Here is a 16,001-nt window from a genome sequence, read left to right as displayed (position 1 = left end):
CAACTTGGGAATAAGGCAGAATAAGGGTAATCTCTATACGCCCCATGCGCTCCCTCAAACAACTCTTCGCAGCCAAACTCTTTAACCGCAACCTTTTAACAAAGTTGCGGGCATCACGCATTGTCTTTACACCGCTATTAGCAATTATTATTTTTACACTGGCGATAGGCATTATTTTGGGAACGCTCCAAATGCAAGAGCGCTCCCAGCAAGAAAATGCTCTCTTCAGAGAGCTTTCATTTGTAAAGCAACGCATTCAATTGCGTTTTTTAACAAACTCAGAAGCATTAGTGGCAATGAGTCAAGAGCTGGCTAAGGCCAACACCGATAACAATGCCCAAGTAAAAGTATTAAAACAGGCTGAAGCCTTTGTCGCCAATAACCATGAGATTAGCCAATTAATTTGGTTTAATGAAAATAATTTACGGCAATGGATGATTCCCTTACCCTCGCAAGCGACTGATTGGTTTGATCAGTCACCTAATGCCGAAACAATCGAGCGGCAATTAAAACGGGCAATAATTTTAAGCAGGGAAACCAATCGTCCAGCGTATAGCGAAATTATTAGCCTGCAATCGAATACCGATCAACCCATTCCGCTCGAGCGACAAACCGTATTTTGGCAAACTGTACCCACTACCATCGAAGGCGAGGGCGCAGGCATTCTGGCGGTTTTATATAGCGCCCATGGAATTTTAGAGTACATCATTCCCACGGAACTAAAAAGTCAATATCGCTTTACCTTGCTAAATTATTCCGGTAATGTGCTGGCCATTTCTTCGGATCGAAATACCCCAACTCGGGCGCTGAGTAATGAAACTAGTCTTGAGTTAGGCGCCTTTAGCCCCACTTTAATTTTAAAAGTAGATACCTATCCACCCCCAACTAATCTTACTTTTAGAATGCTACTTGGCGTCGTGATTGGCTTAAGTGCATTCGTTATTTGGAGTTTATGGTCGGTCTTAAAACAAATTCAAGCACGTAATAAAATTGAAACCAACTTGCGTGCGGAAACGAGTTTTCGTAGCGCCATGGAAGATTCCACGCCAATTGGAATTCGCGCTCACGATATGGAAAAACGTATTACCTATGTGAATCGGGCTTTTTGTGAAATGGTAGGCTACTCTAGTGAAGAATTAATTGGCCTAGTACCGCCCTTTCCCTTCTGGCCAGCCGATAAGCATGATCAGCTTGGCACCAATATGGAACGGGTATTACAAGAGCAAAATCATCAATTGATGAAAGCAGGTATTGAAGGCGAACTACAACGCCGTAATGGCGTACGTATCAATACGCGTACCTATGCCGCTCCTCTGCTAAACGAAAAAGGTTTGCAAACTGGCTGGGTCACTTCGATTACGGATATTTCTGAACCCAAAAAAATTCGCGAAGAATTAACGGCAACGCAAGAACGCTTTGTCACGGTTTTGGAAGGATTGGATGCCGCAGTTTCAGTAGTCTCTCTAGAAACCGGCAAATTATTATTTGCCAATCGTTTTTATCGACAACGCTTTGGTCCTACTGAAAAAGGCCACATTAGTTTAAATGCCGATGAGATGAGCCCCCATGTCATTCATGATATGAAAGATGATAGTGTTGATGTTTTTGCTGGCCTACCTGAATCGGAGTTCAATCAAAATACGGGCAGCGATTCACATGAAGTGCAATTAATGGATGGTGAACCATCTTGGTATGAAGTACGCGGGCGATATATTCCCTGGGTCGATGGTCATTTGGCGCAACTACTCATTGCTACCGATATTACGCTCCGTAAACAAGCCGAAGATTTAGCGCGCCAACAGGATGAAAGGATGCAATTTACCAGTCGCCTAACAACAATGGGTGAGATGGCTTCTTCACTGGCGCACGAACTTAATCAACCTTTGTCAGCTATTTCTAATTACTGCATGGGCGTAGCCAAACGATTAAAAACCTACTCTGATTCCAGTCTAATAGCTGAGCTAATGCCAGCCTTAGAAAAAGCTTCCGCCCAAGCCTTGCGCGCTGGCACCATTATTCAGCGCATTCGAGACTTTGTTAAACGCAGTGAACCACAAAGAAAAAGCTGCGATATCGCCCAAATTATTGGCAATGCGGTTGATCTGCTAGAGATTGAAGCGAATCGCCATCGGTTTTCAATTGTGGCTGAGATCATGCCTAATTTGCCGCGTATCGAACTCGATCCCGTCTTAATCGAGCAGGTTCTCGTTAATCTCTTAAAAAATGCCCTAGATAGTTTGCGAGATGCTTACCCCCTACCTTCACGCTGGTCTGCCCCGCCGGTAAAAATTACTGCTGATTTAGATCCTGAGACCTACCCAACTGCCCTACGTATTCAAGTGACAGATGCAGGCTCTGGTATAGCAGATGCCGTGATTCAGCGGATGTTTGAGCCTTTTTTTAGTACTAAAGATGATGGCATGGGCATGGGGCTGAATATTTGTCGCTCTATCATTGAGTCACACCATGGCCGCCTCTGGGCCAAAAATCAGCTAGATCCAGAACATGCCCGCCTTTTTGGTTGCACCTTTACAATCCTATTACCCATAGAGCTGTCTGAGAATTTAAGCGAGAACCATGATGATCCAAAGCAATACCCCGAAAACCAGTCAAGCTGAGGTTGTATACGTTGTTGACGACGACGAAGCCGTTCGTGATTCTCTAACTTGGCTCTTAGAAAGTAACGGCTACACGGTGCGCTGTCATGCAAGCGCTGAACGTTTTTTACAATCGTTACAAAATACCGATAAATCCACTATTTCCTGTGCCATTCTAGATGTTCGTATGTCAGGTATGTCGGGGCTGGAATTACAAGAACGACTCACCGCTGAAAATTTACCAATGCCAGTCTCCTTTATAACGGGGCATGGCGATGTCTCTATGGCGGTATCCACCATGAAACGGGGTGCCGTTGATTTTATCGAGAAGCCATTTAAAGAAAATGAGCTCTGTCATTTAGTTGAACGAATGTTAATGAAAGCACGTGCCGATTACTCCTTAGCTAGCAACCGCAAAGTAACCCAGAGTCTATTAGGAAAACTCACTGGCCGTGAGCGCCAAGTACTCGAACGCATTGTTTCTGGCCGACTCAATAAGCAAATTGCTGACGACCTTAGTATTTCTATTAAAACGGTTGAAGCCCACCGCGCAAATATTATGGAAAAGTTGAATGTCAGCACAGTTGCTGACCTTCTGCGTCTCGCTTTATCCGAGTCTCAGGGAAGTTGATCATCCGATAAATAACTGGTAAACTGGTTTTTTATTTCCACCTAAACCAAAGAGTTCATTATGCCAGCCCAGTTAATCGATGGAAATGTTTTATCAAAAAAGCTACGTACCGAAATTACGGCCCGTGCGGCCATTGTTACAGCTAAAGGCTTACGCCCTGGCTTAGCAGTTATTTTGGTAGGCGAAAATGCTGCCAGCCAAGTCTACGTCAGAAATAAAGTTAAGGCTTGCGAGGAAGCTGGTTTTCATTCTGTTCTAGAGCGCTACGCAAGCGAATTATCCGAAGAAGAGCTACTAGCACGTATCGCCACTTTAAATGCTGATCCCTCCATTCAAGGAATTTTGGTGCAATTACCTTTGCCTGAACATATTGATTCAAAACGGGTCCTCGAAGCAATTACCCCGCCAAAAGACGTGGATGGCTTCCATATCGCCAATGCTGGTGCCTTAATGGTGGGTGCACCTGAATTCATTCCCTGCACTCCTTATGGTTGTATGAAAATGTTAGAAAGCATTGAATACCCGCTACGTGGCGCAAAAGCCGTCGTGGTTGGTGCATCGAATATTGTGGGCAAACCCATGGCGATGTTATTACTCCAAGCGGGTGCGACCGTCACAATTTGCAATAGTAAAACCCGTGACTTAGCCCACCATACTAAAGATGCCGATGTGCTTGTGGTAGCCACTGGCAAACCTAAAATGATTACTGGAGCCATGATTAAACCGGGTGCGGTAGTCATCGATGTTGGCATCAATCGCTTGCCTGACGGTAAATTATGTGGTGATGTCGACTTCGATTCAGCTAAATATGTCGCTGGCTGGATTACCCCTGTACCTGGAGGCGTAGGGCCAATGACCATTACAATGCTCTTAATGAATACCATTGAAGCAGCCGAAAAAGCGGTCAAATTGTCTTAACTGGAATTGGAGTTTTGGAAGTCGTGCGCGATTTAAGCAGTCCTGCCTCCAGCGGCAATCCCTTACTGAACTTTGGCCGCGGCATTCCAAATTATCCGGCGATTCAGCCGGCCGATATCGATCCTGCAATCACCTGGCTATTGCAACAGGCCGAAGCAGCCGTGCAGCGCGCGCTAGATTACAACACTATCCCCAATGCGCAACTCAGTTGGAATACTTTAATTGAACCACTTGAAGATGCTACAGAGGCCTTGAGTCGCTCATGGGGGGTGGTTAGTCATCTGAATAGCGTGGCCGATACCCCTGAATTGCGTGCAGCTTATGGCGCAATGCTGCCCCAAGTTACCGCGTTTTTTAGCGACCTCGGCCAAAATCTTGCTCTATATGAACGTTTTAAATTACTACAACAAAGCCCTGCTTTCAAACAACTTCAGCCGGCGCAACAAAAAGTCTTAGAAAATTCTATTCGTGATTTTCGTTTAGGAGGCGCAGAGCTTCCGGCTGCAATAAAACCACGCTTTGCAGCTATTCAAGATGAGCAGGCGCAATTAGGCAAAGCATTTTCTGATCATGTGCTCGATGCAACCGATGGCTTTTTTCATCACGTCGTCGATCTACAGGAATTACAGGGTCTGCCCGCCGATGCCTTAGCTGCTGCTGCCGATCAAGCAAAACAAAGAGGGCTAACAGGTTGGGTCTTTACCTTGCACTTTCCTGCCTATTACCCCGTACAACAATATGCCGAAAATCGAGCACTACGGCGTCTGCTCTGTGAGGCTTATTTAACTCGAGCTTCAGAACTAGGTCCGCAATATGGTCATGGGCAACTAGCTTGGGATAACACCGAAAATATGCTGCAGCAACTGCGCTTACGCCATGAAGAAGCACAGCTCTTGGGTTATGAAAATTATGCAGCTCTTAGCTTAGCTGCCAAAATGGCAGGTAGCGTTAGTGAAGTTGAAAATTTTTTAAAGGATATTGCAAGCCGCGCTAAACCATTTGCCCAAACCGATTGGGATGAGCTGCAAGATTTTGCTAAACGCGAATTAAATCTTGGTAACGATAGTCAGGAAGGCTTAGAGCCTTGGGATATTACCTTTGCTTCAGAAAAGCTGAAACAAGCCCGCTATGCTTTTTCCGAAAATGAAGTGAAGCAATATTTTCCTTTGCCTAAGGTGCTAGATGGCTTATTTGGCTTGATCGAAACCTTATTTACCGTAAAAATACTGCCTGCGAATTTACCTACTTGGCATGCCGACGTGCAATCCTTTGCCGTCAATCAGAAAGATGGCAAAACCATCGCTTATTTTTATCTGGATCCCTATTCCCGCTCGGGAAAACGGGGTGGTGCGTGGATGGATGATGCACGGGGACGCCGTGAATTACCTGATGGCACCATTCAAATTCCGATAGCCTACTTAGTCTGTAACTTTCCTCCGCCTCTCGAGATTAATGGCGTTAAGCGTGAACCCACTATTACACATGATGATGTCATCACTTTGTTTCATGAAAGTGGTCATGGCATGCACCACCTGCTCACTCAGGTGGGAGCGCTAGGGGTATCTGGCATTAATGGTGTGGAGTGGGATGCCGTAGAGTTGCCTAGCCAATTTATGGAAAACTTTTGTTGGGAATGGGACGTCGTCAAAAATATGACGGCCCATATTGATACTAAGGCACCCTTACCCAAGCCATTATTTGACAAAATGTTAGCAGCTAAGAATTACCACAATGGTTTAAGCACCTTGCGCCAAATTGTTCTTTCGCTCACCGATTGGTACTTACACGCTAATTTTGATGCCAAAGAAGCCAATCATTCTGCAATCATTCATCTTGCTGCAGCAATAAATGAGCGTTTAAATGTCCTCCCCCAAGCGCCAATCTCGCGCTGGCCTAATAGTTTTAGTCATATATTTGCTGGTGGCTATGCGGCAGGCTACTACAGTTATAAGTGGGCAGAAGTCTTGTCTGCCGATGTCTATTCCGCCTTTGAAGATGCCGCCAAGGTGAGTGGTAGTGTGCTCGATACTAAAATTGGCGCACGTTATCGACAAGAAATTTTAGCCGTTGGTGGTAGTCGTCCTGCGGCTGAATCATTTAAAGCTTTTCGTGGTCGTGAACCGAGTATCGATGCTTTACTTCGACATGGCGGCTTAACGACAGCGGCTTAAATGCCAGCAATTTCTGCCACCACCGGAGCATGGTCGGATGGTTGCTCCCAGGTTCGGGGAATTTTATCGACCCAACTCGCCCGACACAAACCCTTTAATTGCTGGCTTAATAAAATATGGTCTATGCGCATGCCAGCATTACGCCGAAAACCCATCATGCGGTAATCCCACCAGCTAAATACTTTGGGGGGCTGCTCAAATAAACGAAATGAATCGACTAATCCCAATTGAATTAACCCTTGAAAGGCAGCCCGCTCTTCTACAGAAACTAAATTTTGACCAATCCAAGCTTGCGGATCATGCACATCAATATCGCCAGGAGCAATATTAAAGTCACCCAATAAGGCTAAGCGCTCAAACTGTTGCAATTCATCGCTTAACCAACCCTCTAAGGCACGAAGCCAAGCTAATTTATAAGAAAATTTATCACTGCCAGGAGCCTGTCCATTAGGAAAGTAGGCTGAAATTAAGCGTAGCGGTGCAACTCCCTTAAAACAAACGGTTGCAGCTAGAATGCGCTGTTGTTCATCGGTACTGCCTGGAATATTGCGGGTCGGCTTTAAAAAAGTGGTTTCAACATTGCTAGAAATCGCTGCTAAAGCACCTCGACGTACTAAGATTGCAACTCCGTTATACGTTTTTTGACCTGCTACTAAACTTAAATATCCAGCTGCTTCAAGTTCAGCATGCGGATATTTATCATCAGTGAGTTTTAATTCTTGCAAACATAATGCATCGATCGGTGTCTTGGCTTGATTCTGCTCTTGTAACCAGCGGATAACCTGTGGCAAGCGCACCTTTAAGGAATTGACATTCCAAGCTGCAATTCTAATCATTCAAATCCAATTCTTGGAGCTTACGGGTAATCGTATTACGTCCAATTCCCAGTCGTTGAGCAGCCTCCACGCGCCGGCCCCGGGTGACTTCTAAAGCGGCTTTCAGAACCGCTTTCTCAAAGCGTAGTGTTAAGGTATCAAATACACTCTTATCACCATCTTGTAACATTTTCATCGCTAAGCGTCCCAAGGCAATATCCCACTCGTCCCGATTAGCGCGCTGACCATGACCCACCGACGAGGGTGCCTCAATATCGGTCACCGCAGAAAGCGCCGCAGCATCGGCCAAGGTCTCGGCTGGCAAATCACTGAGGCTAATAATATTGGCAGGCGACATGACCGTTAGCCAATGACACAAATTTTCTAATTGCCTAACATTGCCAGGAAACGACATTAAACTCATCTCTTTTAACACTTCATCTGCGAGCCGCTTAGGTTCTATATTTAAGCCATTAGCGCAAGCCAACATAAAGTGACGGGCTAAGGCGGGAATATCTTCAGCCCGCTCACGTAACGCTGGTAAACGCAGTTGAATCACATTTAAGCGATGCAATAAATCCTCGCGGAATAAACCGGCTGCCACACGCGCCTCTAACTGATGATGGGTCGCGGCAATCACCCGCACGTTTGCACGAATCGACTCTGTACCTTCGGCGCGATAGAAATGCCCATCGGTCAGCACGCGTAATAAACGGGTTTGCAATTCAAACGGCAGTTCACCAATTTCATCCAGGAATAAGGTGCCCCCTTCAGCCTGATCTAAAGCGCCCCGTTTTAGGCCCTTGGTATTGCCAAACTGTGCTCGCTCATTGCCAAATAGTTCAGCCTCTAATAAATCTTGTGGAATTGCCGTTGTGTTTAAGGTTACAAATGGCCCTTTTGAGCGCGCACTATGCTTATAAAGTGCATGTGCAATTAATTCTTTACCCGTACCCGACTCACCTCTAATTAAAACCGTGGCATTGGATTGGGCTAAGCGTCCAATCGCCCGAAAAATTTCTTGCATGGCTGGTGCCTGACCGATTATCTCTGGCACATCTTTGCGCCAACTAGCATGATCTTTAGAGCCCGTCTTATTCCGCAAGCCCTCACTGACTGCCCGCTGAATTAATTCCACTGCCTTTTGAATGTCAAAAGGTTTGGTTAGATATTCAAATGCACCCCCTTGAAATGAAGATACCGCTGAATCTAAGTCAGAATATGCTGTCATAATAATCACCGGCAAATTGGGATTACTGATTTTTACTTGTTGCAATAAATCTAAGCCGTTACCTCGCGGCATCCGAATATCAGAAATTAATACCTCAGGCGTTTCTTTTTCTAAGGCGTCTAAAACATCATTTGGATTAGTAAAGCTACGATGGGGAATATTTTCTCGGGTCAGCGCTTTTTCTAAGACCCAACGAATAGATTGGTCATCATCCACGATCCAAACGGGTTTTATCATGCTACTAGCTCCTGTTTACGATAGGGAATTTGAATTTGGAAATCAGTTAAGCCTGGGCGACTTTCACAGGCAATAAAGCCTTGATGTTGCTGCACAAAGGTTTGCGCCAAGGTAAGCCCTAAACCGCTTCCGCCTTCTCGACCAGAAACTAAAGGGAAAAAAATGCGTTCGCGAATCTCATCAGGTATACCAGGACCATTATCAATGACGTGCAGATCAAAAGCCATCTTATAGCGCACTTTCGCAATCGTCACCGAGCGGGCAATGCGTGTTTTTAATTCAATTTTGGCAGTACCGAGTTTCATTTGATCTTGTAACGCTTGGGCAGCGTTATGCACAATATTGAGTACAGCCTGAATCAATTGCTCTTGATCGCCGGTCACATCAGGCAAGCTCGTATCATAATTCCGCGCAATACTTAAGCCACGCGGAAATTCTGCCAATACCAAGCTACGAACCCGCTCTAGGGCTTCATGCACATTGAAAGTTTCCATCGCATGGGCTTTACGGTGAGGCGCAAGCAAACGATCGACCAAGGTTTGTAAGCGATCGGATTCTTTAACAATGACCTGAGTATATTCACGTAAATTTTTATCTGGTAATTCAAATTCCAATAACTGTGCAGCGCCGCGAATACCGCCCAATGGATTTTTAATTTCGTGCGCTAAATTACGCATGAGTTCTTTATTGGCCTCTACCTGTTGAGTCACTCTTTCATCGCGCTCACTACGCAGTTGTTGATCGATAGGAAACCAATCCATCATCAATAAGTTAGGCTCTTCCAGCATCCCTATAACCACATGAGCTGGCATCGATTCTTGATGAATGCGGCTAGGCATAGGGTCTAGTACTAGCTCTTGGCGCTTGGTGGCTACACGGCCTGCTGAAACTTCTGTAATCATGTGCTGTAAAGCCTCATTGTGCGCAAATAAATCTAGAATGGAATAACCTAATAACGATTTTCGTGACAGATCGAGTGCAGCTTCAGCAGCGGGATTAACATAAATCAACTGAAAAGTTGGCATAGTAAATACCACCAAAGCATTGGGTAAATGTTCGAGCAATCCCGGAACAAAAGGGGCAGCCGCAGCTGCCCCTTTGAAAGGATTGCGCAAGATACTTGCGCTCAAGCTGTTTCCTTTAATCTTTCCTTCTTAAAAACAAATTACAGCGAGTAATACATTTCAAATTCGACTGGATGGGTCGTCATCCTAAACTTGGTAACCTCCTCCATCTTTAAACTAATGTAAGCATCGAGCATCGAATTCGTAAAGACCCCACCGCGGGTTAAGAATTCACGATCCTGATCCAAGCATTCCAAGGCCTGATCGAGGCTATGGCACACCGTTGGAATTTTGGCATCCTCTTCTGGTGGCAAGTCATACAAATTCTTATCGGCCGCTTCACCGGGGTGAATTTTGTTTTGCACGCCATCTAAACCCGCCATTAACAAAGCAGAGAACGCTAAGTAGGGATTTGCTAGCGGATCAGGAAAACGCGTTTCAATCCGTCGACCCTTCGGATTAGCCACATGCGGAATGCGAATCGAGGCCGAACGATTGCGGGCCGAGTAAGCCAGCTTCACTGGTGCTTCAAAACCAGGCACCAAACGCTTATAGGAATTAGTCCCCGGATTGGTAATTGCGTTCAACGCACGAGCGTGTTTAATAATGCCGCCAATGTAGTACAGAGCAAATTCAGAAAGGCCAGCATAACCGTTGCCAGCAAATAAGTTTTCACCATTTTTCCAGACTGATTGGTGCACGTGCATACCAGAGCCGTTATCACCAACCACGGGCTTAGGCATAAAGGTAGCCGTTTTGCCATAAGAATGGGCGACGTTTTGCACCACGTACTTTTGCCAAATAGTCCAGTCGGCACGTTGCGTTAAGGTGCTGAACTTCGTCCCTAATTCACATTGACCTTGTCCAGCAACTTCATGGTGATGCACTTCAACTGGAATGCCCATGTAGTTTTCCAAAATTAAACACATTTCTGAGCGCATATCTTGAAAGGTATCCACTGGCGAAACTGGGAAGTAACCACCTTTTTTGCCTGGACGATGGCCTGTATTTCCGCCTTCAAACTCAGCGCCAGAAGACCAGGGGGCCTCTTCCGATTCAATTTTGACAAAACAGCCCTGCATGTCAGCGCCCCAGCGAATGCCATCAAAAACAAAAAATTCAGGCTCTGGACCAAAATAAGCGGTGTCGCCAAGGCCCGTACTTTTTAAATAATCTTCAGCCCGCTTCGCAATAGATCGTGGATCGCGGTCGTATCCTTTGCCATCCGATGGCTCGATGACATCACAGGTAATGACTAAAGTCGACTCTTCATAAAAGGGATCAATATAGCAAGCGGTTGGATCTGGCATCAGCAACATATCAGATGCTTCAATGCCCTTCCATCCTGCAATTGAAGAGCCGTCAAATGCATGACCACTCTCAAATTTATCTTCATTAAAAGCTGAAATTGGTACAGTCGTATGCTGTTCTTTACCTTTGGTATCGACAAAACGAAAATCGACAAAAGTACACTCTTTATCTTTCACTAACTTCATCACATCTGCGACGGTCTTCGTCATGCAAATCTCCTCTAAGAAAAAATACTGGATCTCACAAGCTCCAGGCTTTAAATCAACTACGCTTCCTGTTTGCAGCAAACCAAAAGCGAATACCGATAAGACTAATTTACTGAAACCATGGTGTTGAAGGCATTATTATTGCACTAAATTAGTGCATAAATTGAACTACCCGTCAATTCCTCACTCTCCAGCCTGAATTAAGTACTGCGGGCTGGCAAATCATGAATTTCATACCCCAAAGCTGTGGTGCCTTGGCGCAAAGCCTCCCAGGCTGGATCTAAGGTGCTTTGCTCGCCCTTCACGCCTAATTCAATATGGCGTTTAGCAAAAATACCGCTGCGCGAGGGGTCGCCAACCGAAGGCAAACTAAACACCTTCACGCCTGCAAAGTCGCGCTCAATTTGCTCCATCAGCGGCGTTAGGGTTGACTCAATGCCACTGGGGACGATAAAACTTTTTTCAGCCCATTCGCTACGGTGAAATAAATCCGCATAGTGCTGATCCAAACACCAGGCCATCATCGGCGCTGCCATCACCGGAAACCCGGGCAAGAAATGATGCTCTTGAAGCCGAAAACCCGGAATTTGGTTATAAGGATTAGGGATAATTTCACAACCGAGCGGAAATTCGCCCATTTTGAAGCGATGCTGATTTTCTGGCGTATGCAGATCTGCCTTCACCGGATCGCCCTCAGCAGTTGCCTGAATTCGGGCAGCAATTAATACTTTAGCTTCAGGATGCAGGGCTAGACTTAACCCCAAAGCTTTAGCTGCACAAGCACGGGTATGGTCATCAGGGGTGGCACCGATACCGCCTGTGCTAAAAACCACATCCCCACTGGCAAAGGTGTCTTGTAGGGTTTGAATAATTTGCGCGGGATCATCTGCCACATAGCGCGCCCAAGATAAATTCAAGCCCCGTTCGTTGAGTAATTCAATCAGCTTGGCAAGGTGTTTATCGCTTCTTCGGCCTGACAAAATTTCATCGCCAATAACGAGCAAACCAAAACGTCTTGTAGTCGGCGAATTGGCCGAAGTGGAGATCTGCTGCTCTGGGCTCTTATTCTGCGCAGAACGCCTTGGGTTAATTGAAGACATATACGCAATTATCCATGCAACGGGTCATGCTCAATCACGTCAACGGTACTCGTACTCCGCAGTTCAATTAAGGCTTGTAATAAGAAATGGGAAAACCATAGAGCAGCAAAAACAAAAATGATTGAATAGACCCACAGCGCCACAAACGACACAAACGGAAATAACACTAAAGCTAGCACCGAAGTAGCCCAAAAGAAGCTAGGCACCACTCCCAGTAAGCCCGCCAAAATACCCATAACTAATAAAGACCAGTGATATTTTTCTAATATGGCATGCCGTTCAGCAGTGCTGGCATGCTTCGCCAAAACATCGTAAGTCATTAAACGCATCGTTAACCAACCCCATAACAAAGGTGGCAAGATTGCAAACAAGGGTGGTATCCACCAAATAGGTAAAGTAAGAAAAACCAAAACCAAGCAAATTAAACTTGACCAAAGGGTATAGACTAGGCCACTAAAAAACCCCCCAAATAAACGGGTGCCAACAGGCAGCGCCAAATTAGCATAAGCTGGCTGCTCGGTCACGCTATTTACAATGGCGGGCACAGTTGTAAAAGCAATCACTAGCAAAAGACTAATCGCCGCAACTGGCATTAAAAGCATGATAAAAAATAACGGTGCTAACCAGGTTTGAGAACCTTCAATGCCAAGCCAAGCAAGGGCATGCTCGATCCAACTAGTAAAAATCGAAGCGCTTAAAAAAATTCGTAAATAATCGAGCGCAGGCGACCAAGCGAACCAGAGCAAAACACCCCAAAAAACTGCCGCCATTAAAAATGGTCTAAAGCTTAGCCATAACATACGTGGATGCATTGAACCTACCAAGGCCAAACCCAAAGCACGAATGACGCTACTAAAACCAACCATCTAAACTCCCTTTAAAGTTACTTCTAGACCTTTAACGCGAATGAGGGCGTTTAAAAAAAGTCTGCCAAGCCAATTTTAAGCTCTGCCATTGATGCTTTAGTACGCCATTAGCAAGTTGCAAATGCTCTACGCCAGTGGGGTGAACTTGCTGATCAAAATTAGCCGTTTTAAAAATCATATCCCACCACGGGAATAAAACACCAAAATTACACCCGCCCAATACTCCAGGTTGATTGCTGGCTTCATAGCCCAGACGAATAGCATGATGGCGCCGATGGAAAATAGGCGATACCAATAAATACTTAGCCCAGCCTAAATGCACTTTTACATTTGCATGCTGCCAACTTTGAATAAATTGACTGACGACCACCAGCAAAATAAATTGACCTGGGCTGACTCCAATAACTAAAGCGCAAAACGCAAAAACCAAGGCGCGCATCACATCATCTAAAAAATGATTGCGATTATCCGACCATGCTGTCATGGTAGTTTGGCTATGATGTAAAGCATGTAACTGCCACCACCACCGAAAGTAATGGGTAGCACGGTGATAACAATAATCAACAAAATCTAAGATGATTAAATAAATCAAAAAGCTAACCCAAGGAATTGAGGTCATGCCAGGCCACCAACTTTCGACATTAAAACGCTCAAAACGCCAGTCGTGTAATTGCCCTTCAAATTGGAAAAAGAGATCGGCAAAAACAATGAAAATGATTGCGTGAAATAAACCCAAGCGATGAAAAAAAGTGTAAAACACATCAGCCGACATGCCCTTGGCCTGACGTACTTGCAATTCAGCGGGATTCAATTTCTCCCACAGGCGCAATCCAAAAGCAATAAGAAAAATTTGTAGTAAGCCTAATAAAAGCCATTCACTGCCATCAAAAGCATCCTCTGCCCAATGCATTAAGCCAAATTGATACAGCACTGGCTCAAGCAAATAATGATACAAAGCCTCTTGCGCTTGGCTATATTGCTGGGATAAAAAATCGAGCATCGTCGTACTTCAGCCTTATGGTTTAAGAGGCAGGGATTTAGCAGTCATTACAGGTAAAGTAGCAAAACAAAATCCCCGCTGTTTCAAATTATCAATCAAGGGCTCTAAAACTGCTGGCGCCCAGGCCTCTTTACGTGACCAAATACCTAAGTGAGCCATGGCAATATCCCCATCTTGAATATTTCTACTAGCTTGCTCAAGTAAGACGGCATTAGGGAAGCGCGCCGAGTCAAGCTCATCGCCTAAAAACCCTGCTCTGGACCAAGCTATATGTTGAAATCCACACTGCTCAGCAAGTGCAATTAACCGAGCTGAAGTTCGACCGCCTGGAGCGCGCCAGATGGGCTCTAAATGCCGCCCCGTTAAATCATGAAAGCGCCCATCAACCCGCTTTAACTCCGCACATAATGCGGGGGCGTCATACCATTTGCCAATGCCTGCATCGGCACCAAATTGTGGCTTAAGACGAACAAACCCAGCTTTGCCATCGCCTTGAAAATACAGATGATCATAAGTATGACTGCCAAAATGATGGCCTGCTTGCGCTAATTTTTGCCAATAAGAGCGCCAGCTATCGTCTAAAGAAAAATCTCCGCGGCTGGTTTTTTCGTTGGCCACAAAAAAAGTAGCCTGTACTTGCTGGCGCTGCAGAATAGCTGCAATTGTTTCAGCCATTGCCATATTGCCAGTATCAAAAGTGAGGTACACCGTTTTATTGCAAACTGACGTAGGCATAGTTTGTGCCCACCCCAAACTGGTCAAACAAAATAAAATCAGCAGCGAGTTAAAGAGCCTACGCAAAATCTACTCCCAGGCAGCTCGCGGATAAAAGAAAACGCCATGCGGTGATTTACCTACTGGAATAATTGAGCTTACTTTCATACTCGTAATATCAATCACCGCCACTTTTTTAGCAAACCGCAAGGTGACCCATAAACTTTTTCCATCAGGAGTAATTTCCATGTCGTCTGGGCCCGCTGGTAAACCAGTAATATCACCCACTTTAGTTAAGGTCTGCATATCAATTAAGCTAATCGTTGAAGCTACGCGATTACTCACAAAGACATGCTTTCGATCGCCTTGAGGTCTAAAGTTATGCGCGCCCTTGCCGGTCGCAATGCGCTTAATGGATTGGCGCGTTCGCCAATCAATCACTTCCACATAATCAGCACCAGTAATACCCACCAATAAATATTGATCTCCTGGGGTCAGCCATAAACCGGCAGGCGTTGGTCCCGTGGGCATTCTCCACAATACCGTCTGACTAGCTAAATCAATCGCCACTAACTCAGAAGAGTCTTGCAACGTAATAAAAGCAATTTTGCTATCGGCAGTAAAGGCAATGTGGCTTGGAGTTTTAGCCAAAGTAAGTGACTTCGCTAAAGTAAAGTCATTGCCTTGCACAGCATAAATATCTACTCGATTCAAGCGATTCCCATTCACTACAAACCATTGACTATTTGGTGAGTAGCCAATTTGGTAGGGGTCAATGATTTTGGGAATACGCCCTTTTACCTCGCCAGTGTTAGCGTTTAAAACCGCAATATCATTGCCTACCGCATTGGCCACTAATAGGGTTTTTTGATCAGGCGCCATCATTAAATGATGCGGCTCTTTCCCGATGGGTACAGTTTTAATAACTTCACGTAATTGCATATCGACTAGGCTAATACTGGCATCACCTGAATTTAATACGATGGCAACCTTTGGCTCGCCTTGCCTCGCTAGGGGTGGGGTAACAGTTTGCGCAAGACCAGAATGCGGAAAGAGCAAATATGTGACAAAAAAAACAGTAACGCTGGAAAGAAATTTCATTAGCCCATTGTAAATCCCCTCTCTACAACAGGCTTTGAT

Annotated in this window: 13 protein-coding genes; 4 read left to right on the top strand and 9 right to left on the bottom strand. The window is 45.3% G+C overall.

Features of this window, described 5'->3' with window-relative positions:
- The first annotated feature begins 44 nt into the window (after positions 1–44).
- The 4 genes from LZG75_RS07150 to LZG75_RS07135 are packed head-to-tail and all read left to right on the top strand — an operon-like array spanning position 45 to position 6,317.
- Entirely contained in the window at positions 45–2,618 is a 2,574-nt protein-coding gene (locus LZG75_RS07150; RefSeq protein WP_233936802.1) for a PAS domain S-box protein, read from the top strand.
- The gene (locus LZG75_RS07145) at positions 2,581–3,228 is read left to right on the top strand and encodes a response regulator transcription factor (RefSeq protein ID WP_233923675.1); all 648 of its coding nucleotides are present in this window, start codon (positions 2,581–2,583) and stop codon (positions 3,226–3,228) included. Before LZG75_RS07150 ends, LZG75_RS07145 begins: the two co-directional genes overlap by 38 nt.
- 60 nt (positions 3,229–3,288) lie before the next feature.
- Positions 3,289–4,146, top strand: coding sequence for a bifunctional methylenetetrahydrofolate dehydrogenase/methenyltetrahydrofolate cyclohydrolase FolD (folD, locus tag LZG75_RS07140; RefSeq protein WP_233923676.1), 858 nt, complete (start codon positions 3,289–3,291; stop codon positions 4,144–4,146).
- 23 nt (positions 4,147–4,169) lie between these two features.
- Positions 4,170–6,317 carry a M3 family metallopeptidase gene (locus tag LZG75_RS07135; protein WP_233936799.1) on the top strand — a complete coding sequence of 716 codons (2,148 nt, stop codon included), beginning with the start codon at positions 4,170–4,172 and terminating at the stop codon, positions 6,315–6,317.
- On the opposite strand, the gene xth is transcribed toward LZG75_RS07135, so the two are convergent.
- The 9 genes from xth to LZG75_RS07090 all read right to left on the bottom strand — a co-directional run bounded on the left by xth (position 6,314) and on the right by LZG75_RS07090 (position 15,962).
- Positions 6,314–7,153, bottom strand: a complete 840-nt coding sequence (xth, locus tag LZG75_RS07130) for an exodeoxyribonuclease III (protein WP_233936795.1) — start codon at positions 7,151–7,153, stop codon at positions 6,314–6,316. The two genes, LZG75_RS07135 and xth, sit on opposite strands and share 4 nt — an antisense overlap.
- A complete protein-coding gene (gene ntrC / locus LZG75_RS07125) occupies positions 7,146–8,597 on the bottom strand; it encodes a nitrogen regulation protein NR(I) (protein ID WP_370635400.1) in 1,452 nt (483 codons plus the stop codon). The genes xth and ntrC overlap by 8 nt, the downstream gene beginning before the upstream one ends.
- Positions 8,597–9,730: a nitrogen regulation protein NR(II) gene (gene glnL, locus LZG75_RS07120; protein WP_370634795.1), complete on the bottom strand. Its 1,134-nt coding sequence runs from the start codon at positions 9,728–9,730 to the stop codon at positions 8,597–8,599. Before glnL ends, ntrC begins: the two co-directional genes overlap by 1 nt.
- A 35-nt stretch (positions 9,731–9,765) precedes the next feature.
- The gene (gene glnA / locus LZG75_RS07115; protein WP_233923680.1) at positions 9,766–11,184 is read right to left on the bottom strand and encodes a type I glutamate--ammonia ligase; all 1,419 of its coding nucleotides are present in this window, start codon (positions 11,182–11,184) and stop codon (positions 9,766–9,768) included.
- Between the two features lie 197 nt (positions 11,185–11,381).
- On the bottom strand, positions 11,382–12,281 hold the full coding sequence (locus tag LZG75_RS07110) for a molybdopterin-binding protein (protein ID WP_233936790.1): 900 nt from the start codon (positions 12,279–12,281) through the stop codon (positions 11,382–11,384).
- Between the two features lie 8 nt (positions 12,282–12,289).
- Positions 12,290–13,147 (bottom strand): EI24 domain-containing protein, encoded by an 858-nt coding sequence (locus LZG75_RS07105; RefSeq protein WP_233936778.1) that lies wholly within the window; start codon positions 13,145–13,147, stop codon positions 12,290–12,292.
- Between the two features lie 31 nt (positions 13,148–13,178).
- The gene (locus tag LZG75_RS07100) at positions 13,179–14,147 is read right to left on the bottom strand and encodes a sterol desaturase family protein (protein WP_233923683.1); all 969 of its coding nucleotides are present in this window, start codon (positions 14,145–14,147) and stop codon (positions 13,179–13,181) included.
- Between the two features lie 15 nt (positions 14,148–14,162).
- Positions 14,163–14,882, bottom strand: coding sequence for a polysaccharide deacetylase family protein (locus LZG75_RS07095; protein ID WP_233936776.1), 720 nt, complete (start codon positions 14,880–14,882; stop codon positions 14,163–14,165).
- Positions 14,883–14,951: 69 nt separating this feature from the next.
- Positions 14,952–15,962 (bottom strand): cytochrome D1 domain-containing protein, encoded by a 1,011-nt coding sequence (locus LZG75_RS07090; RefSeq protein ID WP_233936774.1) that lies wholly within the window; start codon positions 15,960–15,962, stop codon positions 14,952–14,954.
- Between the last annotated feature and the right edge of the window lie 39 nt (positions 15,963–16,001).

The sequence above is a fragment of the Polynucleobacter sp. IMCC30063 genome (assembly GCF_021395235.1).
Lineage (GTDB): Bacteria > Pseudomonadota > Gammaproteobacteria > Burkholderiales > Burkholderiaceae > Polynucleobacter.
This window is presented reverse-complemented; position numbering and strand designations above follow the sequence as displayed.

Bases quoted from the DNA above. Each gene is read 5' to 3' on its own strand.
- LZG75_RS07150 (WP_233936802.1), top strand. From the start codon at position 45: ATGCGCTCCCTCAAACAACTCTTCGCAGCCAAACTCTTTAACCGCAAC.
- LZG75_RS07145 (WP_233923675.1), top strand. From the start codon at position 2,581: ATGATCCAAAGCAATACCCCGAAAACCAGTCAAGCTGAGGTTGTATAC.
- folD (WP_233923676.1), top strand. From the start codon at position 3,289: ATGCCAGCCCAGTTAATCGATGGAAATGTTTTATCAAAAAAGCTACGT.
- xth (WP_233936795.1), bottom strand. From the start codon at position 7,153: ATGATTAGAATTGCAGCTTGGAATGTCAATTCCTTAAAGGTGCGCTTG.
- glnA (WP_233923680.1), bottom strand. From the start codon at position 11,184: ATGACGAAGACCGTCGCAGATGTGATGAAGTTAGTGAAAGATAAAGAG.
- LZG75_RS07110 (WP_233936790.1), bottom strand. From the start codon at position 12,281: ATGTCTTCAATTAACCCAAGGCGTTCTGCGCAGAATAAGAGCCCAGAG.
- LZG75_RS07105 (WP_233936778.1), bottom strand. From the start codon at position 13,147: ATGGTTGGTTTTAGTAGCGTCATTCGTGCTTTGGGTTTGGCCTTGGTA.
- LZG75_RS07100 (WP_233923683.1), bottom strand. From the start codon at position 14,147: ATGCTCGATTTTTTATCCCAGCAATATAGCCAAGCGCAAGAGGCTTTG.
- LZG75_RS07095 (WP_233936776.1), bottom strand. From the start codon at position 14,882: ATGCCTACGTCAGTTTGCAATAAAACGGTGTACCTCACTTTTGATACT.
- LZG75_RS07090 (WP_233936774.1), bottom strand. From the start codon at position 15,962: ATGAAATTTCTTTCCAGCGTTACTGTTTTTTTTGTCACATATTTGCTC.